The 24655-nt window shown below is 70.4% G+C and carries 23 protein-coding genes; 13 read left to right on the top strand and 10 right to left on the bottom strand.

What is annotated here, in order from left to right:
- Positions 1-42: 42 nt before the first annotated feature.
- The 3 genes from OG966_RS13415 to OG966_RS13405 all read left to right on the top strand — a co-directional run bounded on the left by OG966_RS13415 (position 43) and on the right by OG966_RS13405 (position 4137).
- A complete protein-coding gene (locus OG966_RS13415; RefSeq protein WP_326649819.1) occupies positions 43-2133 on the top strand; it encodes an MMPL family transporter in 2091 nt (696 codons plus the stop codon).
- A 127-nt stretch (positions 2134-2260) separates the two neighbouring features.
- Positions 2261-3472, top strand: a complete 1212-nt coding sequence (locus tag OG966_RS13410; protein ID WP_326649817.1) for a sensor histidine kinase — start codon at positions 2261-2263, stop codon at positions 3470-3472.
- On the top strand, positions 3469-4137 hold the full coding sequence (locus tag OG966_RS13405) for a response regulator transcription factor (RefSeq protein ID WP_326649816.1): 669 nt from the start codon (positions 3469-3471) through the stop codon (positions 4135-4137). The genes OG966_RS13410 and OG966_RS13405 overlap by 4 nt, the downstream gene beginning before the upstream one ends.
- 169 nt (positions 4138-4306) lie before the next feature.
- Here OG966_RS13405 and OG966_RS13400 read toward each other — a convergent pair whose 3' ends face one another.
- Complete coding sequence (locus OG966_RS13400) at positions 4307-5668, bottom strand: FAD-dependent oxidoreductase (protein ID WP_326649814.1); 1362 nt, start codon at positions 5666-5668, stop codon at positions 4307-4309.
- 401 nt (positions 5669-6069) lie between these two features.
- Here OG966_RS13400 and OG966_RS13395 point away from each other — a divergent pair, with 401 nt between their 5' ends.
- On the top strand, positions 6070-6900 hold the full coding sequence (locus tag OG966_RS13395) for a hypothetical protein (protein WP_326649813.1): 831 nt from the start codon (positions 6070-6072) through the stop codon (positions 6898-6900).
- Positions 6901-6970: 70 nt separating this feature from the next.
- Here OG966_RS13395 and OG966_RS13390 read toward each other — a convergent pair whose 3' ends face one another.
- Positions 6971-9451, bottom strand: coding sequence for a SpoIIE family protein phosphatase (locus tag OG966_RS13390; protein WP_326649812.1), 2481 nt, complete (start codon positions 9449-9451; stop codon positions 6971-6973).
- Positions 9452-9677: 226 nt separating this feature from the next.
- Here OG966_RS13390 and OG966_RS13385 point away from each other — a divergent pair, with 226 nt between their 5' ends.
- The 3 genes from OG966_RS13385 to OG966_RS13375 are packed head-to-tail and all read left to right on the top strand — an operon-like array spanning position 9678 to position 11610.
- Positions 9678-9947 (top strand): DUF1905 domain-containing protein, encoded by a 270-nt coding sequence (locus tag OG966_RS13385; protein ID WP_326655186.1) that lies wholly within the window; start codon positions 9678-9680, stop codon positions 9945-9947.
- Between the two features lie 50 nt (positions 9948-9997).
- Positions 9998-10750, top strand: coding sequence for a DNA repair protein RecO (gene recO / locus OG966_RS13380; RefSeq protein ID WP_326649811.1), 753 nt, complete (start codon positions 9998-10000; stop codon positions 10748-10750).
- Positions 10751-10764: 14 nt separating this feature from the next.
- Positions 10765-11610: an isoprenyl transferase gene (locus OG966_RS13375; RefSeq protein WP_326649810.1), complete on the top strand. Its 846-nt coding sequence runs from the start codon at positions 10765-10767 to the stop codon at positions 11608-11610.
- Positions 11611-12254: 644 nt separating this feature from the next.
- On the opposite strand, the gene OG966_RS13370 is transcribed toward OG966_RS13375, so the two are convergent.
- From OG966_RS13370 to OG966_RS13355, 4 genes are read right to left on the bottom strand one after another with little or no spacing between them, the layout of a single operon-like run.
- Entirely contained in the window at positions 12255-12692 is a 438-nt protein-coding gene (locus tag OG966_RS13370; protein ID WP_326649809.1) for a Fur family transcriptional regulator, read from the bottom strand.
- A 55-nt stretch (positions 12693-12747) separates the two neighbouring features.
- Complete coding sequence (locus tag OG966_RS13365) at positions 12748-13641, bottom strand: metal ABC transporter permease (RefSeq protein ID WP_326649808.1); 894 nt, start codon at positions 13639-13641, stop codon at positions 12748-12750.
- Positions 13642-13643: 2 nt separating this feature from the next.
- Positions 13644-14402, bottom strand: a complete 759-nt coding sequence (locus OG966_RS13360; RefSeq protein ID WP_326649807.1) for a metal ABC transporter ATP-binding protein — start codon at positions 14400-14402, stop codon at positions 13644-13646.
- 35 nt (positions 14403-14437) lie between these two features.
- Positions 14438-15409, bottom strand: coding sequence for a metal ABC transporter substrate-binding protein (locus OG966_RS13355; RefSeq protein WP_326649806.1), 972 nt, complete (start codon positions 15407-15409; stop codon positions 14438-14440).
- A gap of 144 nt (positions 15410-15553) precedes the next feature.
- Between OG966_RS13355 and OG966_RS13350 the strand changes: the two genes are divergently transcribed.
- Entirely contained in the window at positions 15554-16936 is a 1383-nt protein-coding gene (locus OG966_RS13350) for a glycine--tRNA ligase (protein WP_326649805.1), read from the top strand.
- On the opposite strand, the gene OG966_RS13345 is transcribed toward OG966_RS13350, so the two are convergent.
- On the bottom strand, positions 16906-17373 hold the full coding sequence (locus tag OG966_RS13345; RefSeq protein ID WP_326649804.1) for a hypothetical protein: 468 nt from the start codon (positions 17371-17373) through the stop codon (positions 16906-16908). The genes OG966_RS13350 and OG966_RS13345 overlap by 31 nt on opposite strands.
- Before the next feature lie 177 nt (positions 17374-17550).
- Here OG966_RS13345 and OG966_RS13340 point away from each other — a divergent pair, with 177 nt between their 5' ends.
- From OG966_RS13340 to OG966_RS13325, 4 genes are all read left to right on the top strand, one after another.
- Positions 17551-18762: a sensor histidine kinase gene (locus OG966_RS13340; RefSeq protein ID WP_326649803.1), complete on the top strand. Its 1212-nt coding sequence runs from the start codon at positions 17551-17553 to the stop codon at positions 18760-18762.
- Positions 18750-19397, top strand: a complete 648-nt coding sequence (locus OG966_RS13335; protein WP_326649801.1) for a response regulator transcription factor — start codon at positions 18750-18752, stop codon at positions 19395-19397. The genes OG966_RS13340 and OG966_RS13335 overlap by 13 nt, the downstream gene beginning before the upstream one ends.
- A 98-nt stretch (positions 19398-19495) precedes the next feature.
- Positions 19496-19699, top strand: coding sequence for a hypothetical protein (locus OG966_RS13330; protein WP_326649800.1), 204 nt, complete (start codon positions 19496-19498; stop codon positions 19697-19699).
- Positions 19700-19894: 195 nt separating this feature from the next.
- Complete coding sequence (locus OG966_RS13325) at positions 19895-20095, top strand: DUF6243 family protein (RefSeq protein WP_326649799.1); 201 nt, start codon at positions 19895-19897, stop codon at positions 20093-20095.
- 85 nt (positions 20096-20180) lie between these two features.
- On the opposite strand, the gene OG966_RS13320 is transcribed toward OG966_RS13325, so the two are convergent.
- Positions 20181-21530 (bottom strand): MFS transporter, encoded by a 1350-nt coding sequence (locus OG966_RS13320; protein ID WP_326655185.1) that lies wholly within the window; start codon positions 21528-21530, stop codon positions 20181-20183.
- 206 nt (positions 21531-21736) lie between these two features.
- Between OG966_RS13320 and OG966_RS13315 the strand changes: the two genes are divergently transcribed.
- Positions 21737-22591, top strand: a complete 855-nt coding sequence (locus OG966_RS13315) for a helix-turn-helix transcriptional regulator (protein WP_326649797.1) — start codon at positions 21737-21739, stop codon at positions 22589-22591.
- A 63-nt stretch (positions 22592-22654) separates the two neighbouring features.
- Here OG966_RS13315 and OG966_RS13310 read toward each other — a convergent pair whose 3' ends face one another.
- Together OG966_RS13310 and OG966_RS13305 are read right to left on the bottom strand one after the other, a co-directional pair.
- A complete protein-coding gene (locus OG966_RS13310; protein WP_326649796.1) occupies positions 22655-23815 on the bottom strand; it encodes a hypothetical protein in 1161 nt (386 codons plus the stop codon).
- 30 nt (positions 23816-23845) lie between these two features.
- Positions 23846-24478 (bottom strand): dioxygenase family protein, encoded by a 633-nt coding sequence (locus OG966_RS13305; protein WP_326649795.1) that lies wholly within the window; start codon positions 24476-24478, stop codon positions 23846-23848.
- Between the last annotated feature and the right edge of the window lie 177 nt (positions 24479-24655).

Below are 24655 nucleotides of genomic sequence, written 5' to 3'. Positions count from 1 at the left end.
CGGAGTCCGACACCGGACACCCGTGACGAAGGGGAGACACCCATGGGGCCCGTGAACAGACGCCGTCGTGCCGTGCCGTGGGCGGTGCTGGCGTTCTGGATCGCCGTCATCGCGCTCGCCGGCCCCTTCGCGGGCAAGCTCGGCGACGTGCAGCGCGACAACGTCGTGGACTATCTGCCGGCGGACGCGGACTCCACCCAGGTCGCGAAGATCCAGCAGAAGCTGCCCGGCGGCGAATCCACCGAGCTCGTCCTCGTGTACCACCGGGACGGCGGGCTGACGGCCGCCGACCGTGTCACGGTGGACCGGCAGGTCGCCGGGATCGCCTCCACCCATCAACTCACGGGCGGGCAGCGGCCCGTGGGGGTCCCGTCCAAGGACGGCACGACGCTGATGTTCCCGGTGTCGACCACCGAGCCCGGTGACGACGAGGAGGCGCGTACCGCCTTCGTCGAGGGCATACGGGAGGCCGTGAGTGGCGCCGGCGGGCTGAGCGTCGACGTCGGCGGGTCCAGTGCCCTGCAGACCGACATGAGCGAGGTCTTCGACTCCATCGACGGCACGCTGATGATCGCGACTGTGCTCGTCGTCGCGGTCCTGCTGATCCTCACCTACCGCAGCCCGTTCCTGTGGGCGGTCCCGCTGCTCGTCGTCGGCGTCGCCGCGCTGACCACAAGGGCCCTGATCTACGGCCTCGTCCAGGGATTCGACCTGACGGTCACCAGCCAGAGCGCCGGGATCATGACCGTCCTCGTCTTCGGCGCGGGCACCGACTACGCGCTGCTGCTCGTCGCCCGGTACCGCGAGGAGCTGCGCCGTGTCCGGCAGCCGTACGACGCGATGGGCGCCGCCCTGCGTGGCTGCGGGCCCGCCGTCCTCGCCTCGTCCGGGACCGTCGCGGCCGGGCTGCTGTGCCTGCTGGCCGCCGACCTCAACAGCGCGCGCGGGCTCGGTCCGGTCGGCGCGCTGGGCGTGGTGTGCGCGCTGGCGGCGATGATGACACTGCTGCCGGCGGTACTTGTACTGCTCGGCCGCAGGGTGTTCTGGCCGCTGGTGCCGGCGTACGGGAGCGAGCCGAAGCAGCGCCGCTCGCTCTTCGCAGCGATGGGCAGCTCCGCGGGGCGCAGGCCGGTCGTCGTGCTCGCCTCGGGAGCGGTGCTGCTCGGGGCGCTGGCGTTCGGCGTGCTCGGTCTGCCGGGCACGCTCAAGCAGGAGGACAGCTTCACCGACCGGCCCGAGTCGGTGACCGCGATGCGGACGCTGGCGGACGCGTATCCGAACCGCAGCAGCCGGCCGATCAGCGTGATCACACCCACGTCCGGCGCGGACGAGGCGGTGGCCGATGCCCGTGCGACGGAGGGCGTGGCCGCCGTGACACGGGGGCGCGGCGCGGACGGCTGGACCGAGCTCGCCGTCTTCGCGACAAACGCGCCGGAGACGGCCGGCGAGACCGCGACGATCAAGGCGCTGCGTGCGGGCCTGGAGGGTTCATACGTCGGCGGGCCGAGCGCCCAGCAGCTCGACCTGGACGACACCAACCTGCGGGACCGGAAGGTCGTCGTCCCGCTGGTCCTCGTCGCGGTCCTGCTGATCCTTGTCGCCTTGCTGCGCAGCATCGTCGCGCCGCTGATCCTCGTCGTCGCGGTGGTCGCGGTGTGGGGCGCGGCGACGGGCCTGGGTGGGCTGGTCTTCGGACCGGTCTTCGGCTTCTCCGGCGTCGACCCCGGGCTGCCGCTGCTGTCGTTCGTATTCCTGGTCGCGCTCGGTGTCGACTACGGCATCTTCCTGATGCACCGGATGCGCGAGGAGTCCCTGTCCGGTGCGGAACCGGCGGCCGCGGCGCTGACGGCGCTGCGCACGACGGGCGGCGTCATCGCCTCGGCGGGCATCGTGCTGGCGGCGACGTTCTCGGTGCTGATGAACCTGCCGCTGGTGACGATGGTCGAGATGGGCTTCGTGGTCGCGGTCGGCGTCCTGCTGGACACATTCCTGGTCCGCACGTACTTGGTGACGTCGGCGAGCCTGCTGCTGGGCCGCCGGGTGTGGTGGCCGGGCCGACTGTCGTGCGGGCCCGAGGGGTTGGTCCCGCCGCAGGATGCGGTGCGCGCCGGCGAACCGGCCGCGCGGGTCTGAACGGGAGCCTGCGGCGGGCCCGCGCGGCGGAGCCGCACAATCGGACACAGCCCCACCCCGCCCTTGAATTCAGCCTCGCCGGCGTTCGAGGCGCGGGGGCCCGGCACGTCTACCTGAGGATGGACCCGTGCAGCAGCCACAGACAGCCGCCCGCCCCCGGCTCGGGGAGCGCGTCCTCACCGCCGTAAGCCGGGATCCGCTCTCCGGGGCGAACCGGACGCGCAAAGACGCCGTCCTCGCCGCAGCCGTCGGCGTCCTCGCCCTCGTGCTCGCACTCACCGTCCATGAGGGCCGCCGGCCCGACGTGCTCGGGTGGGCACTCCTGGCCGGCAGCGTCGTGGCCCTCGCCTGGCGGCGCAGCCGGCCCATGGCCGTCCTGCTCGCCGTACTTGTGTGCATCGTCCCGTACCACGCCGCCGACAACACCCACATCGCGCCCGTCCCCGCCTCGCTGGTCGCCCTCTACACCGTCGCCGCCACAGCCCGCCCCCTGCACACCTTCCTCATCGGGGTCGGCGTCATCGGCACCGCCGTGACTGTGATGTTCCAGGTCGACGCCCACCAGGGCCTGGAGACGCTGCGCACCTCGGGCTGGATCCTCGCCGTGCTCATCTTCGGAGTCGACGTGCGCACCTACCGCCGCTACATCGCCTCCGTCGTCGGCCGCGCCGAACGCGCCGAACGCACCCGAGAGGAGGAGGCCGCCCGCCGCGTCGCCGAGGAACGCCTGCGCATCGCCCGCGATCTGCACGATCTCCTTGCCCACTCCATCACGCTCATCGGCGTGCAGACCTCCGTCGCGTCCCATGTCCTGACCGTCGATCCCGACCGGCTCGACCGCGCCGCCATCGCCAAGGCCCTCGACGACATCACCGACACCTGCCGCACGGCGCGCGGTGAACTCCGCACCACCTTGGAGGTGTTGAGGGCGGACGGCCCGGATGCCGCAGGACCCCTGCCCGACCTGACCGCGCTGCCCGGTCTCGTACGGGCGGCGAAGGCGGACCTGGAGGTGCATACGGGCCGTACGCGCATCGCGCCCGCCGTCGAGGCCGCCGCGTACCGCATCGTGCAGGAGTCGCTGACCAATGCCGTACGCCACGGCGGCCCCGGCGTGCGCATACGTGTCGCGGTCGCAGCATCCGACGGTCACCTCCGGGTCACCGTCACCGACGACGGCACCGCACCGGGCGCCACCGAAGGCTCCGGCTACGGCATCGCCGGGATGCGCGAGCGCGCCCGCAGTGTCGGCGGCACACTTGCAGCCGGTCCGCGCGACGGCGGCGGGTACGAGGTCGCGGCGGCCCTGCCGCTCCAGCAGGCAAAGGCCCTGGCATGAGCGCCATCCGGGTACTGCTCGCCGACGACCAGAGGCTCGTGCGCGCGGCCTTCGCGATGCTCGTCGAGTCCGCCCGCGACATGGAGGTCGTCGGTCAGGCGGGCAACGGCACGGAGGCCGTCGAACTCGCCCGCACCGAACGCGCGGACCTCGTCGTCATGGACATCCGCATGCCCGAACTCGACGGCATCGAAGCGACCCGCCTGATCGCCGCCGACGACGACCTCGCCGGGGTCAGAGTCCTGGTGCTCACCACGTACGACACCGACGAGCACATCGTCGAGGCGCTGCGCGCGGGCGCGTCCGGGTTCCTGGTGAAGGACACCGAACCGGCCGACCTCCTCGCCGCGATCAGGACGGTGGCGGCGGGGGAGTCCCTGCTCTCCCCGGGCCCCACGTCCCGGCTGATAGCCCGCGTGCTGCGCGCGCCGAACGATCCGCCCACCACTGGCGGCCCGGACGGCCTCTCCGAGCGCGAACGCCAGGTTCTCGCGCTGGTGGCCCGGGGTCTGAACAACTCGGAGATAGGGGAGGCGCTGAGCCTGAGCCCACTCACGGCCAAGACACATGTCAGCCGCATCATGGGCAAACTGGGCGCGCGGGACCGGGCTCAGCTGGTGATCGTCGCGTATGAATCGGGGCTGGTGGTCCCGGGGGACGCGTAGTCGGTGACCGGGGCCGGCTCCGCTGCGCGAATGGGGGCTACGGCCTCCTACGTGACCTTGGGCCGCGTGTCCTCAATCGCCGGACGGGCTTGAAGGTTCTGCCCGTCCGGCGGAAAATCCGGCCCCGCCGGCGTCTGAGGCGCGGGCTCCGGGGCGGAGCCCCAGTGGCCTAGGCCTCGCTCGCCCGCAGCATGCCCTCGCGGTCGACGATCTTCACACGCTCGCGGCCTTCCGCCGCACCCAGCGCGCGCTCCGCCTCGTCCAGGCGGTGCCAGCCCTCCCATGTGGTGTAGCGGACGTCCTTGCCCTCCAGGAAGCCCACGACAGCCTCGGGGCCCGGCGCGGCCGGCGTGTGGAGCCGCCCGTTGGCGTGGTCATCCAGCAGATTGGCGACCGTCTCGTTGGCGTCGCCCTTGGTGTGGCCGATCAGGCCGACCGGGCCGCGCTTGATCCAGCCCGTGACGTATGTCGACTGCGTGTGCTCGCCGCCCTCGATGACCCGGCCGCCCTCGTGCGGGACCGTGCCGGTGAGGAAGTCGAAGGGGAGCTTGGGCAGTTCGTCGGACAGATAGCCCACCGCCCGGTAGACCGACTGCACGTCCCAGGTGTGCATCTCGCCCGTGCCGGTGACATTGCCCGTGCCGTCCAGCCGGGTGCGCTCCGTACGCAGCCCGACCACGCGGCCGTCCTCGCCGAGGACTTCGGTCGGGGACTCGAAGAAGTGCAGGAACAGCTTGTGGGGCCGGTCGCCGGCATCCCGGATCGCCCAGTTCTCCAGCGTCTTCGCGACCATGTCCGCCTGCTTGTTGGCCCGGCGGGTGGCGATGCTGCCGTCGTCGTAGTCGATGTCCTCGGGGTTGACGACGACCTCGATGTTCGGGGAGTGGTCGAGCTCGCGCAGCTCCATCGGGCTGAACTTGGCCTGCGCCGGGCCGCGCCGCCCGAACACATGCACCTCGAGGGCCTTGTTCGCGGCCAGGCCGTCGTACACATTCGGCGGGATCTCGGTCGGCAGCAGTTCGTCCGCGGTCTTCGCGAGGATACGGGCCACGTCCAGGGCGACATTGCCGACGCCGAGCACGGCCACCTTCTCCGCGTCCAGCGGCCAGGTGCGCGGCACGTCCGGGTGGCCGTCGTACCAGGAGACGAAGTCGGCGGCTCCGTACGAGCCGTCCAGCTCGATGCCGGGGATGTCCAGGGCCCGGTCCGCGTCCGCGCCCGTGGAGAAGATCACCGCGTCGTAGAACTCGCGCAGATCGTCCAGGCCGATGTCGTTCGGGTAATCGACGTTTCCGAAGAGACGTATCTGCGGCTTGTCGAGCACCTGGTGGAGGGCGGTGACGATGCCCTTGATCCGCGGGTGGTCGGGCGCGACGCCGTACCGGATCAGGCCGAACGGCGCGGGCATCCGCTCGAAGAGGTCGATGGAGACGCCGGGCTCGACGGCGGCCTCGGACTTCAGCAGCGCGTCGGCGGCGTAGATCCCGGCGGGGCCGGCACCGACGATCGCGATCCGCAGAGGGCGGGGCATGGATGGTTCCCTTCGAACGAGGTCCACGGGGCGTGACCCGGCGAGTGAGACGGTCCGGCGCGTGCGGAGGGAGCCGACTCTCCTACGCCACTCTGGCAACGGCGCTCGCACGGCGGTACCCGCCCTGTACCTATGAACCCATAAGCCTGATCTATGACCGGGCACCCGGGAGGGGCGGGGTAAGGACAGCCTAACCTCTAGCTCGCGGGCCGCCCGCAGGGCCCCACCCCCGCGGTGTGCCGCAGGCCCGTGACCTGCTCGCCCTGACTGCGCGCTCTCCCGTGGTCCGTCGACTGGTCCGTCGACGCCGCGCGCGGCAGCCGAACCCCTGTAGCGCGGTCAGGGATCTCGCGGCAGGCTTGAGGCCAGGAGGATCTGCCCGGCGAAGGGGCCCCCGCACAATGAACACTGCCGCAGGCACGGCACCCGGTGGGCGTCTCGCCGCCGCGCTCGAGAGCCCGATTGTCGGGATGTCCCCGTGGATCATCTTCTCGGTCCTGGTCGGCCCGGGCCGATTCGAACTGGCGGTGGGCCTCGCCCTCGCCATGTCGGTGGTGCTCCTCATCGCGGCGCGGATGCTCTGCCGCGGCACCTCGCTCAAGATCCTCGAGGTGTCGGACATTGTCTTCTTCGCCGTACTGGCCGCCGTCGGAGCCGCCTCCTCGCCGGGCACCCACACGTGGCTGGAGACGTACGCGGGTGAGATCTCCAACCTCGCGCTGGTGGTCATCGCCTTTGGCTCCATGGCCGTACGAGTGCCCTTCACGATGCAGTACGGACGGGAACGGGTCGACCCGGTGTACTGGAAATCGCGGGAGTTCCTCCGCATCAACTATGTGATCACCGGCGTCTGGGGCGCGGCCTTCTTCGTGGCGGCCCTCGCGGGCGGCTTCGGGGACCTTGTCCTGCACAATCCGGACAATCTCTGGACCGCGTGGATCATCCAGATCGGGGCGATCGTCACCGCGCTGAGTTTCACCGAGTGGTACCCCCAGGTCGTCCGCAGCCGGAAACACGCCGGCGAGCCCCCGCCGCCGGTGCGCAACCTGCTGATCCCGCTGGCGGGCCTGATCATCCCGGTGGGTGTCGTCTCCCTGATCTTCGACGCCGCGGCGTCCTGGTTCGGCGTCGGGTTGATCTTCATCGGGATCATCCTCGCCCGCGCCATCAACAAGGACGCGGAGATGACTCCGCCCGGCGGCGGACATCCGCGACGAAGGCGGTCGAACTGAGCGGGTGCGATGACACCGAACGGCCCTGATGACAAGGACGGCGCGGTCGGGGTCCCGTGCCCGCTTCCGCTCACCCGGCGGGCGGTGCGGGCGGCGCGGCAGGGGCGTACCCGGTGAGGAGCAGCGCGATGTCGTCCCTACGGTTCGGGGTCTGGCGGGCGTTCCGCAGGAGTGCGTCGGCCAGTTCTTCCAGGGATTCCGCACCGGCATGGGCCAGCGAGGTCCGCAGCCGGTCCATGCCCACACCGATATCGGACTCGCGTGTCTCGATCAGTCCGTCCGTGAAGAGGGCCAGGACCGAGCCGGGCAGAAGTCTCAGCTCCGATTCGGGGTAGTCGACGGCGCGCTCCACTCCCAGTAGCGGGCCGCCCGGCAGATCCAGGAACTCGGTGTGTCCGTCGGGCCGGCGCAACAGGGGCGGGCAGTGGCCCGCGCGGACCACGTGCGCGACTCCCGTACCGGGTTCGAGGAGGACGTAGCAGCAACTGGCGAGGAGCCCGGGGTCGAGGTCGAGGAGCAGCCGGTTGGTGCCGGCGATCACATCGCCGGGGCGCTGGCCGGCGGAGGCGAAGGCGCGTACCGCGCTCCGCAGCTGGCCCATGGTGGCTGCGGCGGCGACGTTGTGGCCCTCGACGTCTCCGACGACCAGCACGACGCCGCGGTCGGTGGGGATCGCGTCGTACCAGTCGCCGCCGATGTCCATCCCACGGGTACCGGGCAGGTACCGGCCGGTGACGCGGATGCCCGGCAGTGTGGGCAGTCGGTGCGGAAGCAGCGCGTTCTGCAAACCCCGGGCGAGGGCGAATTCGGTGTCGTAGAGCCTGGCACGCTCCAGTGCCTGGGCGATCAGACCGCTCAGCGCGGTGAGGAGGCTTCGTTCCTCGCCGGAGAACGGATGGGCCTCGTCGAAGCCCAGAACGCAGGCACCCACGGGGTGGTTGGAGGCGATCAGGGGCAGGAACACGAAGGAGTTGGACTCGGCGCGGAGCTCGGGATAGGCACGGGAGAACTCCTCCCGCGATTCGATGAACAGCGGGACCCCGGAGGTCAGCGCGCCGGTCACGGGCTCCCGGCCGTGATGCAGCGGCCTGCCCTCGAGCGGCTCCAGAAAGCTCTCGCTGTAACCACGCTGCGACAGCAGACGCAGATGCCGTTCGTGCACCACGTATATCGCCACTCGATGCCCGCCGACGGCGGGCAGGAGCTGGTCGGTGACGACGTCGCACACCTCACGCGCGGTGACCGCCTCGGTCAGGGCGCTGCTCATCTGAAGGACGCGATAGATGGCGCCCAGGCGTGTCGGTGCGGGCCGCGAGGAGGACGGGGCGGCCCCTGCCTGCGCGGGCGGTGCTCCGGGCTCGGCCCCGGCCGGGACCGGTTGCCCGGACGGAGTCGCCCAGCCGGTCATGCCCTGCGCATCCGGGCGGAGAGAGAACACGAGCCACTGGTCGGGGCTTCGGGCCAGGAAGGAGACGGGCTGCTGGGAGACCCTGGCGGCCCGGAAACGGTCTTCGTAGGCGGGATCGGCCAGCCACGGCAGCGCCTCCCAGAGGTGTCGGCCCACCAGATCCTTTCGACGCAGGCGCAACAGCCGCACCAGAGTGTGGTTGGCGTAGGTCACACACCCGTCCCGGTCGAGCGAGAAGAAGCCGTCCGCGAGCCGTTCGATCGCCGCGACGGCGGCCATACCGGCCCCGAGGTCGAGGACCCCGCCCACCAGATGGGGCCGCGCCTCCCGGTCGGCCGGGGTGTCAGGTACCCGGCCCCACAGCTCGATGGTGCGGTGACCGCCGCCCCTCTCCGGCACGCGCAGGCTTTGGGCGAGGATGTGGCCCTCCTCCGCCGCACTACGGGCGGCAGCGCGGAGACCGGGACGGTCCGCGGGATGCACCCTGGCCGCCAGCGTGGCCACCTGTCCGTCGTACTCGTCCGGGGCGAGGCCGAAGATCGCACACAACGTGGCATCCGCTTGGAGGGCTCCGGTGTCGAGTTCCCAGTCGAACAGGCCCACCCGCACCGCCGAGGCGGACGGCACCGGGACCTCCACCGGAACGGTCTCCATGTCGCACCCGACATCGACGCCGTGCGCGTTCAGCTCGGAGAGCGTTACGCCGAGGCGGCCGGCCGCGGTGCGCAACTGCCGTCGCTGCGCCTTGGACAGCCCGTTCCCACCGGGCCTGGCGGCCCAGACCACGGACATGGACCCGAAGGTCTCCCCTCCCGCCGTGACCGGTACGGAGGCGGAGCCGAAAGGGTAGGGCAGTGCGACCGCGAGCTGGGGAAATCGCCGCATGGTCTCATCGGCGTCGGCCAGATGGACCGTCCGCCCGGAGCGGAACGCCTCCGCCACGGGAATGGCACCGTTCACAGGAATCCGCCGCCAGCCGCCGAGCAGCGACGGTGGCATCCCAGCCGCTGCCGCGAGTACCAGCGTGTGGCGGTTGCGCGAGATCAGGAACACACTCCCGGCATGGGCCCCGGTCACCTCGACGGCTCTGAGGACGGCATGAGTCAGTGCGTCGTCACGTTCCGCCGCGCCTTCAGCGCTCATGGTGCCGAAGGGGCGCGTACTCGACCTGGTATCGCTGGACGACACGCTGGCCCCGATCGCTGCAGTGGTGGCGTGGCCTGCACGTCAGAGGTGTTTGTCCAATTCTCATATGGAATGGTTCATCGCGAAACCCGGCCGGACGCCGCCCCACCGGTCGCGGGAGGGGTCGCCGTGCTATCCGGGAGGAGCCGCGATGAGTTTGCCCGCCTCGCACGGTCCTGTCTGCATGGACAAACAATTCACCGCAACCCTGCAGAAGAGCCCGAACAAGGGCGGCTGGACCTACCTCGTGTGGCCCGACTCCGTCGAGTTCTTCGGCACCCGCGGCCTGGTCAGGGTCCGGGGCACGATCGACGGCCACCCCTTCCGCAGTTCGTTCATGGCCCTGGGCGACGGCACGCACAAGCTGCCGGTCAAGGCCGACCTGCGCAAGGCCATCGGAAAGGAGGCGGGCGACAGCGTCACCGTCCGTCTGGAGGAGCGCGTCCACGACTGATTCTCCGGGCGGGTTACGGGCGGGGGCGACCTGTACGGGACAATGACCGCATGAGCCTGTTCCGTGACGACGGCGTCGTCCTCCGCACCCAGAAACTGGGCGAGGCCGACCGCATCATCACGCTGCTCACCCGCAGTCACGGCCGCGTCCGTGCCGTCGCCCGTGGCGTCCGGCGCACCAAGTCCAAGTTCGGTGCCCGGCTCGAGCCCTTCTCCCATGTCGACGTGCAGTTCTTCGCGCGCGGCAGCGAACTCGTCGGCCGCGGGCTCCCGCTCTGCACCCAGAGCGAGACCATCGCTCCCTACGGTGGCGGCATCGTCACCGACTACGCCCGCTACACCGCGGGCACCGCCATGCTGGAGACCGCCGAACGGTTCACCGACCACGAGGGCGAGCCCGCCGTCCAGCAGTACCTCCTCCTGGTCGGCGCCCTGCGCACCCTCGCCCGCGGCGAGCACGCCCCGCATCTCGTCCTCGACGCGTTCCTGCTGCGCTCGCTCGCCGTCAACGGCTACGCACCCAGCTTCGACGACTGCGCGAAATGCGGCATGCACGGGCCGAACCGGTTCTTCTCCGTCGCCGCCGGCGGCGTCATATGCGGCGACTGCCGGGTGCCCGGCAGCGTCGTACCCTCTGCGGAGGCCATCGGGCTGCTCAGCGCGCTGCTGACCGGTGACTGGCCGACGGCGGACGCGTGCGAGGCGCGTCATGTCCGGGAGGGCAGCGGGCTCGTGTCCGCCTATCTGCACTGGCACTTGGAGCGCGGCCTGCGCTCGCTGAGGTACGTCGAAATAGAGAAATAGGAGATGTGAACCGCATGGCACGACGCGGAATCCTGGGCCGGTCCCGCCGCGACTACAAGGTCCCCGAGCCGCACCCCTCCGGCGCCCGCCCGCCGAAGATCCCGGGCGAGCTGGTGCCGAACCATGTGGCATGTGTCATGGACGGCAACGGCCGCTGGGCCAAGGAGCGCGGGCTGCCGCGCACCGAGGGGCACAAGGTCGGCGAGGCCGTCGTCCTCGACGTACTCAAGGGCTGCATCGAGATGGGCGTCAAGAACCTCTCTCTGTACGCCTTCTCCACCGAGAACTGGAAGCGCTCGCCCGACGAGGTGCGCTTCCTGATGAACTTCAACCGGGACGTCATCCGGCGCCGCCGCGACGAGATGGACGAACTCGGCATCCGTATCCGCTGGGTCGGCCGGATGCCGAAGATGTGGAAGTCGGTCGTCCAGGAGCTCCAGGTCGCCCAGGAGCAGACCAAGGACAACGACGCCATGACGCTGTACTTCTGCGTCAACTACGGTGGCCGCGCGGAGGTCGCGGACGCGGCGCAGGCCATCGCGCGCGATGTGGCCGCGGGCAGGCTGGACCCGTCCAAGGTCAACGAGAAGACCTTCGCCAAGTACCTGTACTACCCGGACATGCCGGACGTGGACCTGTTCCTGCGCCCGAGCGGCGAGCAGCGCACCTCCAACTACCTGATCTGGCAGAGCAGTTACGCCGAGATGGTGTTCCAGGACGTGCTGTGGCCGGACTTCGACCGCCGCGACCTGTGGCGTGCCTGCCTGGAGTACGCGCAGCGCGACCGCCGTTTCGGCGGCGCGATCCCGAACGAGGAGCTCGAGGCGATGCGGGGGCGGCCCGAGGGCACGTCTGCGTGAGCGGGGGGATTTCCCCCACCCCGCCCCTTCCCGAAACTGGGGGCGGTGCCCCCAGGCCCCCTGGGTGGTGGGAGGGGTACGTGGGGGCTGACGCCCCCACGTGCCCGGAGCGGCAGCTTCGCGCCGCAGAGCGCAGGCGCGGGGCCATGCCCCCGGAGCCGGCGGCTCGTACCGCGAAACCCGGGGGCAAAGCCCCAACGCCGACGGGCACCCGAGGAGCCCTGGCCCGTCCCTGGCAGGGGGACGCGCAGGGGTCGTGTTCTGGACGTAAAGCTGGGACGGCCCGAGGGCATGCCGCGTGAGCTTTGCGCGGCAGGCCGGGTGCCCCTGGCCCGTCCCTGGCAGGGGGACGCGCAGCGGTCGTGTTCTGGACGTAAAGCGTCGAAGCTCGCGCGAAGCGCGGTGAGGAAAGCAGTCCAGGACACGAGCCCCGGAGCGGCCCCAACGGTGCGCGCTCGGCTCCGGGCGCGTCCGGGCGCCACGCGCCCGCACTCCGGGGACGGGGCGCTCGGGGGAGACGGCACCCGTGGGCCCGCACCCCAAGGACCAAGGACCGAGGACCGGCAAGCCGGAGACGGGCACCCCGGGACGGGCAACCCATCACATCGCGGGGGCGCCGCCCCAGGGCGCGCGCCGTTGTCCGGTCAGCCCTCCGCCGAGGAGCTCGCGCACTCCACGCACGTACCGAAGATCTCCACCGTGTGCGCCACGTTCACATAGCCGTGCTGCGCCGCGATCATCTCCGCCCACTGCTCCACCGCGGGTCCCTCGACCTCGACCGCCTTTCCGCAGACCCGGCACACCAGATGGTGATGGTGGTCGTCGGTCGAGCAGCGCCGGTACACCGATTCGCCCTCGGAGGTGCGCAGCACGTCCACCTCGCCCGCGTCCGCGAGCGACTGCAGCGTGCGGTAGACCGTCGTCAGGCCCACCGAGTCGCCGCGGTGCTTGAGCATGTCATGCAGCTCCTGCGCGCTGCGGAACTCGTCCACCTCGTCGAGCGCCGCCGCCACCGCGGCCCGCTGCCGGGTCGACCGGCCCCGCACTGGGGCTGCATTTCCGCCGGTTGGCGCCGTCGCCACAGGTGCCTCCTCGCTTCGCCCGCACATATGTCGGGCCATTCTGCCAGGCCTGGGCTCAGACCTTGACGTCGTCGCTCGGACGTCGCGTGTGCGGCATGTCCGCGGTGCACTCCGCCCCGCTCGCCTCCAGTGTGCGCGCGCGCCGCCTCGCCAGGGGCGCGGCGAGCGCGGTCAGCACCACGAAGATGCCGATGGCGAGCAGCACGATCGTCGCGCCCGGCGGCACATCCTGGTAGTAGGAGGTGGTCGTTCCGGCCAGCGTGACCGTCACGCCGATCCCCACCGCCAGCGCGAACGTGGCCCTGAAGGACCGTGAAATCTGCTGCGCCGCGGCCACCGGCACCACCATCAGCGCGCTGACCAGCAGCAGCCCGACCACCCGCATCGCCACACTGACGGTGACCGCCGCGGTCACCGCGATCAGCAGATTCAGCGCGCGCACCGGCAGACCGGTGACCCGCGCGAACTCCTCGTCCTGGCTGACCGCGAACAGTTGCCTGCGCAGCCCCAGCGAGACCAGCACCACAAAGGCGGCCAGCAGCAGGATCGCGGTGAGGTCCGCGTCGGAAACGGTGGAGAGCGAGCCGAACAGGAACGAGCTGAGATTGGCCGTGGAGCCGCTGTCCGAGAGGTTGATCAGCAGCACACCGCCGGCCATACCGCCGTAGAAGAGCATCGCCAGCGCGATATCGCCGCGCGTGCGTCCGTACGCCCGGATCAGCTCCATCGTGACCGCGCCGACGATCGAGACGAGCGTCGCCATCCAGATCGGGTTGGTCGACAGCAGGAAGCCGAGGCCGACACCGGTCATCGCGACATGGCCGATGCCGTCGCCCAGCAGCGCCTGGCGGCGCTGCACCAGATAGATGCCGATGGCGGGGGCGGTGATGCCGACCAGTACGGCCGCGATGAGCGCCCGCTGCATGAAAGCAGTCTCGAGGATTTCCATGATCAGGTCAGCAGTCCCGTGCGGAGCGGCTCGTCGGCCGCATGCGGATGTACGTGGTCATGGCCGGGCAGCGCATGCTGGCCCACGGCCTTCGGCGGCGGCCCGTCATGGACCACACAGCCGTCGCGCAGCACCACCGCGCGGTCGATCAGGGGCTCCAGCGGTCCGAGCTCGTGCAGGACCAGCAGGACTGTCGTCCCGGCCGCGACCTGCTCGCGCAGTGTTCCGGCGAGGATCTCCTGGCTGCCCAGGTCGACGCCCGCCATCGGCTCGTCCATGATCAGCAGTTCGGGCTCGGAGGCGAGCGCGCGGGCTATGAGGACCCGCTGGTGCTGGCCGCCGGAGAGCGCGTTCACGGAGTCCTTGGCGCGGTCGGTGAGCCCGACGAGCTCGATGGCGCGCTCGACGGCGGCCCGGTCCGCGCGGGACTGCCGGCCCAGCCTCGTACGCGACAGCCGGCCCGAGGAGACGACTTCGCGCACCGTCGCGGGCACACCGCTCGCGGCGGTCGTGCGCTGCGGTACGTAACCGATGCGCGCCCACTCGCGGAATCGGCGCAGTTCCGTGCCGAACAGGGCGATCTCGCCGCCGGTGAGCGGCACTTGGCCGATCACGGAACGCACGGCCGTCGACTTCCCCGAGCCGTTGGCACCGAGCAGGGCGACCACCTCACCGCGCTGGACGGTGAGGTCGATGCCGCGCAGTACCGGGCGCGAGCCGAGCGTGGCCTGGGCCCCGCGGACGGATATGACGGGCTCCATGTCTCGGGCCTCCGGTGTGTGCGTACCGATCGATATCACTTCGCGCCGAGAGCTTTCTGCAGCGCGGCGAGGTTGGACTGCATCACTTCGATGTAGTCGGCGCCCTTGGACTTGTCCGTAATTCCTTCGAGCGGGTCGAGGACGTCCGTCTTCAGTCCGGCGTCCTTGGCGAGGGTCTTGGCGGTCTTGTCGCTGGCGAGCGTCTCGAAGAAGACGGTGGTGACCTTGTCCTTCTTCGCGATGGCCTGGAGGTCCTTGATACGGGCCGGGCTGGGCTCGGACTCGGGGTCGATGCCCGCGATGCCCTCCTGGTCCAGGCCGTAGCGCTCGGCGAGGTAGCCGAAGGCGGCGTGGGTGGTGATGAAGGTCTTGGTGGCGGTGTTCTTCAGGCCCTGCTCGTACGTCGTGTTCAGCCCGCCGAGCCTGGTGACGAGCGCGTCGGTGTTCTTCCGGTAGTCCGCGGCGTGGTCGGGGTCGGCCTTCTCGAGGGACTTTCCGACCCCCTTGGCGACCTCGGCGTATTTCACCGGGTCGAGCCAGATGTGGGGGTCGGCGCCCGCCTCGCCCTCATGCCCGTGCTCGTCGTGGCCGGCCGCTTCGCCCTCATGGCTGTGGCCGCCCTCGGTGCCGTGGTGCTCGAGCTTGGTGAGAGTGGCCGCGTCGACCTTGTTCTTCGCCTCGGACTGGGCGATGGCCTTGTCGACGGCGGGCTGGAGGCCCTTGAGGTAGAGGATGCAGCCCGCCTCGTTCAGCTCGGCGGTCTGGCGGGGCCCCAGCTCCAGGTCGTGCGGCTCGACGCCCGGCTTGGTGAGGGTGGAGACTGAGACATGGTCGCCGCCGATCTCCTCGGCGAGGTACTGCATCGGATAGAACGACGCCACCACCTTCAGTTTGCCGCCGCTGCTGCCGTCGGCGGCATTGGAGGTGGAGCAGGCGGAGACGGCGATGAGGCCGAGGGCGACGGCTCCGGCAGCAGCGGTGGCGGGTATGAGGCGGCGTACGTTCATGACAGTCATTTTCAACAAAACTGGAAACGATTGTCAACAAAGCTGCTGAGCTCCCCTTACCCGGATCCGATTTGATCCGGGGGGTGCGGCCGCCGGTAACCTGAAGCATTCGCCGTTCGTCGTCGTCGTAATGAAGAGAGCACCGTGGCCGCCGACAAGATCGACACCATCGTCAACCTGAGCAAGCGCCGTGGCTTCGTCTACCCGTGCAGCGAGATCTACGGCGGTCAGCGTGCCGCCTGGGACTACGGACCGCTGGGTGTCGAGCTGAAGGAGAACATCAAGCGCCAGTGGTGGCGCTACATGGTCACCTCGCGCGAGGACGTCGTCGGTATCGACTCGTCGGTGATCCTGGCCAGCGAGGTCTGGGAGGCGTCCGGTCACGTCGCCACCTTCACCGACCCGCTCACCGAGTGCACCTCCTGTCACAAGCGCTTCCGCGCGGACCATCTGGAAGAGGCGTACGAGGAGAAGCACGGCAAGGTCCCCGAACACGGGCTCGCCGACCTCAACTGCCCCAACTGCGGCAACAAGGGCACCTTCACCGAGCCCAAGAGCTTCTCCGGCCTGCTCTCCACGCACCTCGGCCCGACGCAGGACTCCGGCTCGGTCGCTTACCTGCGCCCCGAAACCGCGCAGGGCATCTTCACCAACTTCGGCCAGGTGCAGCAGACCTCGCGCAAGAAGCCGCCGTTCGGCATCGCGCAGATGGGCAAGTCCTTCCGGAACGAGATCACTCCCGGCAACTTCATCTTCCGCACCCGCGAGTTCGAGCAGATGGAGATGGAGTTCTTCGTCAAGCCCGGCGAGGACGAGCAGTGGCAGGAATACTGGATGGAGCAGCGCTGGAACTGGTACCGCGACCTTGGTCTCCGTGAGGAGAACATGCGCTGGTACGAGCACCCGGCCGAGAAGCTCTCCCACTACTCCAAGCGCACCGCCGACATCGAGTACCGCTTCAGCTTCGGCGGCAGCGAGTGGGGCGAGCTCGAGGGCGTCGCCAACCGCACCGACTTCGACCTCTCCGCGCACTCCAAGGCCTCCGGCCACGACCTGTCGTACTTCGACCAGGAAGCCGGCGAGCGCTGGACGCCGTACGTCATCGAGCCCGCCGCCGGTGTCGGCCGCGCCATGCTCGCGTTCCTCCTCGACGCGTACAACGAGGACGAGGCGCCCAACGCCAAGGGCGTCCTGGAGAAGCGCACCGTGATGCGCCTCGACCCGCGCCTCGCACCGGTCAAGGTCGCCGTGCTGCCGCTCTCCCGCAACCCGCAGCTGTCGCCGAAGGCCAAGGGCCTCGCCACCGACCTGCGCAAGAACTGGAACATCGAGTTCGACGACGCCGGGGCCATCGGCCGCCGCTACCGCCGTCAGGACGAGATCGGCACGCCGTACTGCGTCACCGTCGACTTCGACACCCTCGACGACAACGCGGTCACCGTGCGCGAGCGCGACACCATGAAGCAGGAGCGCGTTTCCCTGGACCAGATCCAGGGCTACCTGGGCAGCCGCCTGCTCGGCTGCTGACCGCACGCTGACCTTCGGGGGCCGGCCGGGCCAGAAGCCCGGCCGGCCCCCGCATGCGTCCGTACGGCAAGGTCCACGCACAGGGCCGCCAGCGGCAGCTCCGCACACACCGCCATCGCCGCCGCCTGCGCCAGCTCGGCGCCCGGAGCCGACGTCAGCAGGTCCGCACAGGCATCGGCCACCAGCAGCAGCGCGGCGCCGGCCGCCGCCGCCCGGTGGCCGCTTCCGCCCCGTACGAGCCGACTGCCCGCCGTCAGCAGACAGGCAGCCTCCAGAGCATCCAGCGCCACCCACGCCGCCGCCTCGCCCGGCGGGAGCGTCGCCGCCAGAAACCCCGTCCACGGCAGCAGAGCCAGGCCCGCACCGGTCAGCAGCCGGCCCTTCCATCTGGGCAACAGGGCGGTATCGACGGGGGAGTTGAAGGCGATGAGAGCCATGGAGCGAGCCTCTTTCGGCTGTCACGAACCCGGCCTTCGGGTTCGCGATCAACACTCCTGTTCCGTGTGGTCACAGTCAGTAACCCTGCTTGCCGACTTGGGGTGGCACCAGTTGCACCCCAGAACCGGCAACAGGCTTCATGGCGGCCGGACATGCCCACCACATACGGTTTGATCATGACCATCCCGCCCCGGCTCCGCCGCTCCCTCACCCGGCTGCGGCGCGACATGTCCTTCATCGCCTCCGGGATGCTCCTGCACCTCGTCACAGCACCGTTGTTCCTCTGGGCCGCGAAGCTGGCCGTCGCAACTTTCAACGGCACCTCCTCCGACGCCCCGGTGATCCTTCCCGTCCCCGTCGCCCTGATCGCCATCGCCGGATTCGGCCTCACGGAAGCCCACCGATGGCGCCACCGCGAACTGTGCGGCGTGGACCTGCCCCCGCTCCGGTTCGCCGTGGCGAGACGGCAGTTCGCGTACAACTGCCTCGCCGGGCCCTGCCTCGGGATACTCGAACTGCTCGTCCTCGCGCTCCTGGTGGCCGGCGCGGCCGCCACCACCATCTACGCCTGGATCATGCTGCTGCCGGCGGACTGGCGGATCGGCCACCCCGGCTACACCACCCAGGCCGCCTACGTCATGGCCGCCGGAGTAGTCGCACTGGCCGCCGTGCCGAGCCTCGCCGGAGCCCTGGTACGGCTGGAGAACCGCATCGCCCCCGCCCTCCTCAAGGACACCCGGGCCGCGGAACTCGAGCAGCGCGTCGAAGACCTCACCGAAAGCCGGGCCGGAGCGGTCGACGCCGCCCACGCCGAACGCCGCCGCATCGAACGCGATCTCCACGACGGCGCCCAGCAACGGCTCGTATCACTCGCACTGAACCTCGGGATCGCCAAAGTGACACTCAAGGACCTGCCGCCCGAGGTGCGGCAGGTGATCGACGACGCACACCGCGAAGCCAAGGAGTCGATCGAGGAACTCAGCCATCTCGTACGCGGCCTCCACCCGTCCGTACTCGACGAACTCGGCCTCGACGCAGCCCTCTCCGGCCTTGCCGCCCGCGCGCCACTGCCCGTACGGCTACAGGTCGACCTGCCGCGGCGAGCCGCACCCGCCGTCGAAGCGGTCGCCTACTTCGTCGCCTCCGAGGCTCTCACCAACATCGCCAAGCACGCGCACGCGACCCGCGCCGACGTGACCGTGTCCAGGCTGGGCGGGATACTGCGGGTGGTCGTCGCCGACGACGGTGCGGGCGGCGCCGATCCGGCCGGCGGTACCGGTCTCAGAGGACTCGCCCAACGTGTGGGATCCGTCGACGGGACCTTCCGGATGAGCAGCCCCACCGGGGGCCCGACCGTCATGACCGTGGAGCTGCCGTGCGCGCTGTGATCGCCGAAGATTCCGTCCTGCTCAGGGTCGGCGTCGTCAAAGTCCTTGAGATGGCCGGATTCGAGGTTGTCGCGGAAGTCGGCGACGCCGAAGGGCTGTTGGCCGCGGTCGAGGAACACCGGCCCGACATGGCCGTCGTCGACGTCCGGATGCCGCCCGGCTTCACCGACGAAGGCGTACGGGCCGCACTCCAGCTCAGACAGCGGTGGCCGGACACCGCCGTCCTGATGCTGTCGCAGTACGTGGAGGAGCGGTACGCCGCCGAGCTCATAGCCGCCAACACCAGCGGCATCGGCTACCTGCTCAAACAACGGGTCGCGGACGTCGAGGAGTTCATCGAAGTGCTGCGACGGGTCGCCGACGGCGGAACCGCCCTCGACCCGCAGGTCGTCGCACAGCTCCTGGTGCGGCGGCAGAGCGATCCGCTGGAACGGCTGACCGGGCGCGAACGGGATGTGCTCGCCCTGATGGCGGAGGGCCGCTCCAACGCCGGAATCGCAGATCGGCTGGTGATCAGCGAAAGCGCCGTCGCGAAACACATCAACAGCATCCTCGCCAAGCTCGGCCTGGAGCGCGCCGGCGCGGATCACCGCAGGGTGCTGGCGGTACTTCGCTTCCTGGAAGGTGGCGCCTGAGCGCACGGAGCGGGACGTATGGGACAACAGCGCGACAAGGTGCTGCTGTTGATGTTGAACCTGCTGCACACTGGGCGCACTCGTCACCAGGAGGACCGATGCCGTCCATGACCACAAGCAAGGTCAGCAGATGGGATCAGCACGGCCGCGAGCATGTCGTGCACGTACAGAAATCGGGCATGCAGCGGACGCTGACCTGTAACACCTGCGGCTGGCGCAAAGGGGCGCAGTTCCTGCCCTGGCTCAAAGCCGAGGAACACCTCGCCGAGGCACACCAGGCCACGGTGGACCCGAGCGCCTGATGATCTCCCCTGTCCGCTCGACCGGTTCGCTCGCGCGGCCCGTGCGAAAAAACGAGGTGTCCCCGCCCTTCGCGGCGGGGTACCGTGGCCCGCATGTATGCGTATCTCCCGATCTACGAGTGAGAGGGCGGCGGTCGACTCCCGCCCCCGTCTGACGATTCCCCAGTCACTTCTCACCACAAATGGGAGAAACCCATGGCCAAGAGCCGAAACAACCTCCTCGGCGTGGGCGGACAGCGCAAGAAGCTGTCGCGCGCCGACCAGCAGGGCAACGGTCCCGCGCGCAACGCCGATCGCAAGGCGTCCGCCGACCAGAAGCAGGAACTGGTGCGCAAGATGCGCGAGCGTGCCGAGAGCGTCGACACGCCGCAGGAGCCGCAGGAGAACCAGGCCTGATCATGGCCGTGGGCCCGGACCGCGTCACGCGGTCCGGGCCCACGGCCATCTCCGGCCCATGTCCGGGTCCGCCAGGTTCAACGGGTCAGTTCACCGTGCGCGGCAGGCGCAGGCTCAGCAGCGTCGTCAGCACGATCATCCCCAGCTGCACCAGCAGCGTGACCGTCAGTGCCTGACGCATCCCCGCCGATGTGGCCAGCGAGAGGAAGAGCGAGCCCAGCGTGGCCACGCCCAGCGCCAGTGCGGACTGCTGGGTCGTCACCATCACACCGCTGCCCACTCCGGCCCGCTCCGGCGGCACTTCGGAGAGCACGATCCGGAAGATGACCGGCAGTTGGAGTCCCTGGCCGAAGCCGGCGAGCGCGACGCCCGGCATCAGTTCCACGAAGCCCAGGTCCGGCCAGCCGCGCCAGACGGCGAGGGCCAGTACCGCGACGCCCACGGCCTGGAGCGCGCCGCCGGTCGGCACGATCCGGGTGCCGTACCGCACCACCAGCCGCGGTCCTGCCAGCGACGCCACGAAGAAGGCCAGCGCCATCGGCACCAGCGCCGTCCCGGAGGCCACGGCCCCCATCCCGAGGCCCTGCTGCAGCGCCACCGCGACCACGAACATGAAGCCGCCGAAGCCGATCGAGAACGGCAGTACCAGCGCAAGCCCGCGCCGCAGCGGGACCAGTGCGAACAGGCTCGGCGGTACCAGCGGTGTACGCCCCTGCCGGTCCGCGCGACGCTCCACCCGGTAGAAGGCCACCGCCGCGACCGGGAACATCGCCAGCGCGACCCATGTCCACAGCGGCCAGCCGGTGGCCCGTCCCTCCGTCAGCGGCGCCAGCAGCGTCAGCAGGGTCACGGTCAGCAGCAGCGTGCCGGGTACGTCCACGGGCGCGGGGTTGGCGGAGCGCGTTCTCGGGACCGAGCGGGCGGCCAGTACCAGGCCGATCAGCGCCACCGGCACATTCACCAGGAATACCGCCCGCCAGCCGGTGCCCGCGATGTCGGCCGCGACCAGGACGCCGCCCAGGATCTGCCCGGCGACCATCGAGAGTCCGGCAGTCGCTCCGTACAGGCTCATCGCCCGGGCCCTGCGCGGGCCGGCCGTCGCCGACTGGATGGTGGCCAGTACCTGCGGCATCATCAGCGCGGCTGCCGCGCCCTGTGCCACCCGTGCCCCGACCAGCGTCCAGGCGTCCGGCGCGAGCCCGCAGGCCAGCGAGGTGAGTCCGAAGGCGGCCATGCCCGCCAGGAAGAGCCGGCGGCGGCCGTACATGTCTCCGAGCCGTCCGCCGAGGACGAGCAGTACGGCGTACGAGAGTCCGTACCCGGCGACCACCAGTTCCAGCAGCGCGGGGCCCGCGCCGAGGTCGTGTTCGATGGTCGGCAGGGCGACATTGACGATGAAGAAGTCGATCAGGGGAAGCGCCGCGCCGAGCAGCACGGTGAACAGCCCGAGCGGGCCGAGCTGCGGCCCGGCGGCTTCGGCGGCTTCCGCGGCTTTGGCGACGCGGACGGGATCTGGGGAAAGAACACTGGTCTCACTCACGCCATCGACGATCGTCCGTCGTGGAGCCTGGTACCAGAGTGTCTTTATCCTGGTACAAGCACTACCTGGCAATGGTCTGCGCCGTCCGGCACGCTGGAAGCATGACGACGATGGTGCAGGAGAGCGACGTACGAAGGCATGAGCTCGCGGGCTTTCTGCGCAGCCGTCGTGAACGCATCACCCCCGAGCAGGTCGGGCTGCCGCGCGGCCGTCGCCGGCGGACTCCCGGTCTGCGCCGCGAGGAGGTCGCGCATCTCGCGACCGTCGGTGTCACCTGGTACACCTGGCTCGAACAGGCCAGGGACATCCAGGTCTCCCCGCAGGTCCTCGACGCCATCGCCCGCGCGCTGCTCCTCGACCCCAGCGAGCGCACCCATCTCTTCGCCCTGGCCGGCGCCACCGACCCGGCCCCCGGCACGCCCTGCCCGACCATCACGCCGGCCCTGCGGCAGATGCTCGTGCAGCTCGAGCCGATTCCGGCCTGCATCATGAACAGCCGTTACGACATCCTCGCGTACAACCGCACCTACGGACGGCTGTTCTGCGACCTCGACGCCCTTCCTCCGGAGGACCGCAATTGCATGATCATGGCCTTCACCAATGACGACTGGCGGGCGGCGGTCACCGATCTCGCGGACGCCAACCGGATGATGGCCGCGAAGTTCCGGGCGTCGATGGCCGAGCATCTGGCCGAGCCCGCGTGGAAGGCGCTGCTGGGGCGACTGGAGAGGTCCTCGCCGGCGTTCCGTGAGGTGTGGGCGCGCCATGAGGTGGTCAGCCAGAGCGGCAGGACCAAGCTGATCCGCAACGCCCATGTGGGCCTGCTGCACCTGGAGCACAACAATCTCTGGCTGGGCCCGGCGGCCGGGCCCCGGCTGGTCAGTTACACACCTCTGGACGTCGAATCGCGCGAGCGCCTGGAGAAGCTCCAGGCGTTCGCGCTCGCCGAGGCCTGAGCACGTGGCATGGCCCGGGCCCGGACCGTGGCGCGTGGTCCGGGCCCGGGTTCGGTGTGCCGGTCAGCCCGTGAAGCGGGTCACCGCCGGAACCAGGTCGCCCTGTTTGGCGATACCCACTGTCCACAGATCTGCGCTGCTCGGCACAGTGGTGAACCCTCGCACCACCACACCGGGGTCGGCTGCCTGCTCCCAACGGCGCTCCTGCGCGTCGAAGCGCAGGGCGACGGAGACAGCACCCTTGCCGCCGACCGCCCACAGCGCGCCGTCCCCGGCCCTGCCGACGGCCCGAAGCCGGCCGTCGGCGATCGCGGGTGTCTTGACGTCGGTCCACTTCTTGCCGTCCCAGTGCACCGCGTAGGCGAGGTCGCCTCCCTTGGACGTCGAACCGCCCACCGCCCATATGTCGTCGGCACCAAGTGCGGTGATGCCGCTGAGCCAGCGGTGCTCATCCTTGGCTCCCGCGGGCGCGGCGACCCGCGTCCAGGAGGTGCCGTCCCAGTGCAGCAGCAGGGCCGTCTCCGCGGTGCTGTCGGTGGCGAAGGACGTGCCCGCCGCCCAGATGTCGTCCGGTGCGACCGCGGTGAGGCTGGTGAGTTCGCCCTTGCCGACGTCGGGCAGGGTCTGCCGACGCCAGGCCGTGCCGTCCCAGGCCTGGATGGCGGGGACCCCGTTCTTGATGCCCTGCGGCACCACGCGACCGGCCGTCCAGGCCTTCCCGTCGGACGTCGTCACCACCGCGTCGGGTGTCAACCGGCCCGCGGGGTCACGGTCGAGGTTGCGCGTGGTCCAGGAGGTGCCGTCCCAGTGGGCCGCCGTCGCGCCGACCGCCCAGATGTCACTGGCCGACCGTACGGCGAGCGCCTGCGGAAAGGTGTCCTTCGGCAGCGTCGACTGCTGCGTCCAGGACGTGCCGTCCCAGTGCAGGGCCAGGGCCTCCAGCTCGGTGGCGCTCTTCAGCCGGTAGCCGACGGACCAGGCCTGCTTGTCGCTGAGCGCGGCCACGGCGGTGAGGTCGCCCTTGGCCACCGGGACCGCGGTCGACTGCCACTGTCCCGCGACGCGCGCCGGTGCGGCCGCCACGTCCTTGGCGGCGGGGGCGGGGCCGGCCCAGACGGTGCCGGCGGCGATCAGGCCCCCGACCGCGACGGCTCCCGCGGCCAGCGCCGCCACCATGGGCGACCGACTGACTTTCCGGTGCCGGGATGACTTGCTCGTATGCATCACGGAGATCCTTGAGTGATCGGCGGTCGGCTACTTGGCCGTGGTCTGGATGACGAAGTCGAAGGCGCCGGTGTAGCGGCCGTCCTTCGGGCCCGCGAGCGTGATCGTGCAGGCCCGGTTGAGGAGCCGGTCCGCGGCGTTGAGCGTGGCGAAGTCCCGGCCGTACGCCTGGGTGTCGTCGGGGAAGTACAGCTGGGTGACGAGCACCGGTCCGCCGGGCGCCTGGACCTGGGTGTGGATGTGGGGAGCCCGCTGGCCCCAACGGCCCCAGTAGTCCCGGGGGATGATCGTCGTGAGCCGGAACGCGCCCCTACTGTTGGTGTGCTGGTGTCCGCGGAGCGAGAAGCCGGCGGTGTCGTAGTCGCCGTTCTGGTCGCACTGCCAGAACTCGATGAGCGTCCCCGGCAGCGGCTTGCAGGCGGTGTCGTAGACGACGCCGCTGAAGTCGAGCCGCACTCCGCGGATCGCGGGGGTGATGAAGTCCGTCCGCTCGGGGGATTCCGGTTTGAAGAGCGGGCCCTCCGTCGCCGCCGGGGTCTCGTGACCGTCGCAGGCAGGCGTGACGGCCAACGGGCGTCCCGCCGCGCGCGCCTCCTGCACCGTGCTCATCGGTGCCGCCAGGGCGGCGCCGGCCCCGCTCGTCGCCACGAGGGCGGCGGTCATCCCCGCCGAACTCGTTCTGATGAACGCCCTCCTCGAGCTCGTGTGCTCGCCGCTCGTTTCGTGGTCTGGCCGCATCGCGTCTCCTTGCCGGAATCGACTGCTCGCCAGGGCATTCCGTGGGGGGAAGGACGGGCCAGAGGCCTGCGAGTCCTTGGAATGCCCTGTTCCGGCTCAGCT

It is taken from the genome of Streptomyces sp. NBC_01750, from assembly GCF_035918095.1.
Taxonomy (GTDB): Bacteria; Actinomycetota; Actinomycetes; order Streptomycetales; family Streptomycetaceae; genus Streptomyces.
Note: the sequence above shows the minus strand (reverse complement) of the source record. Positions and strands in the feature narration are given on the sequence as shown.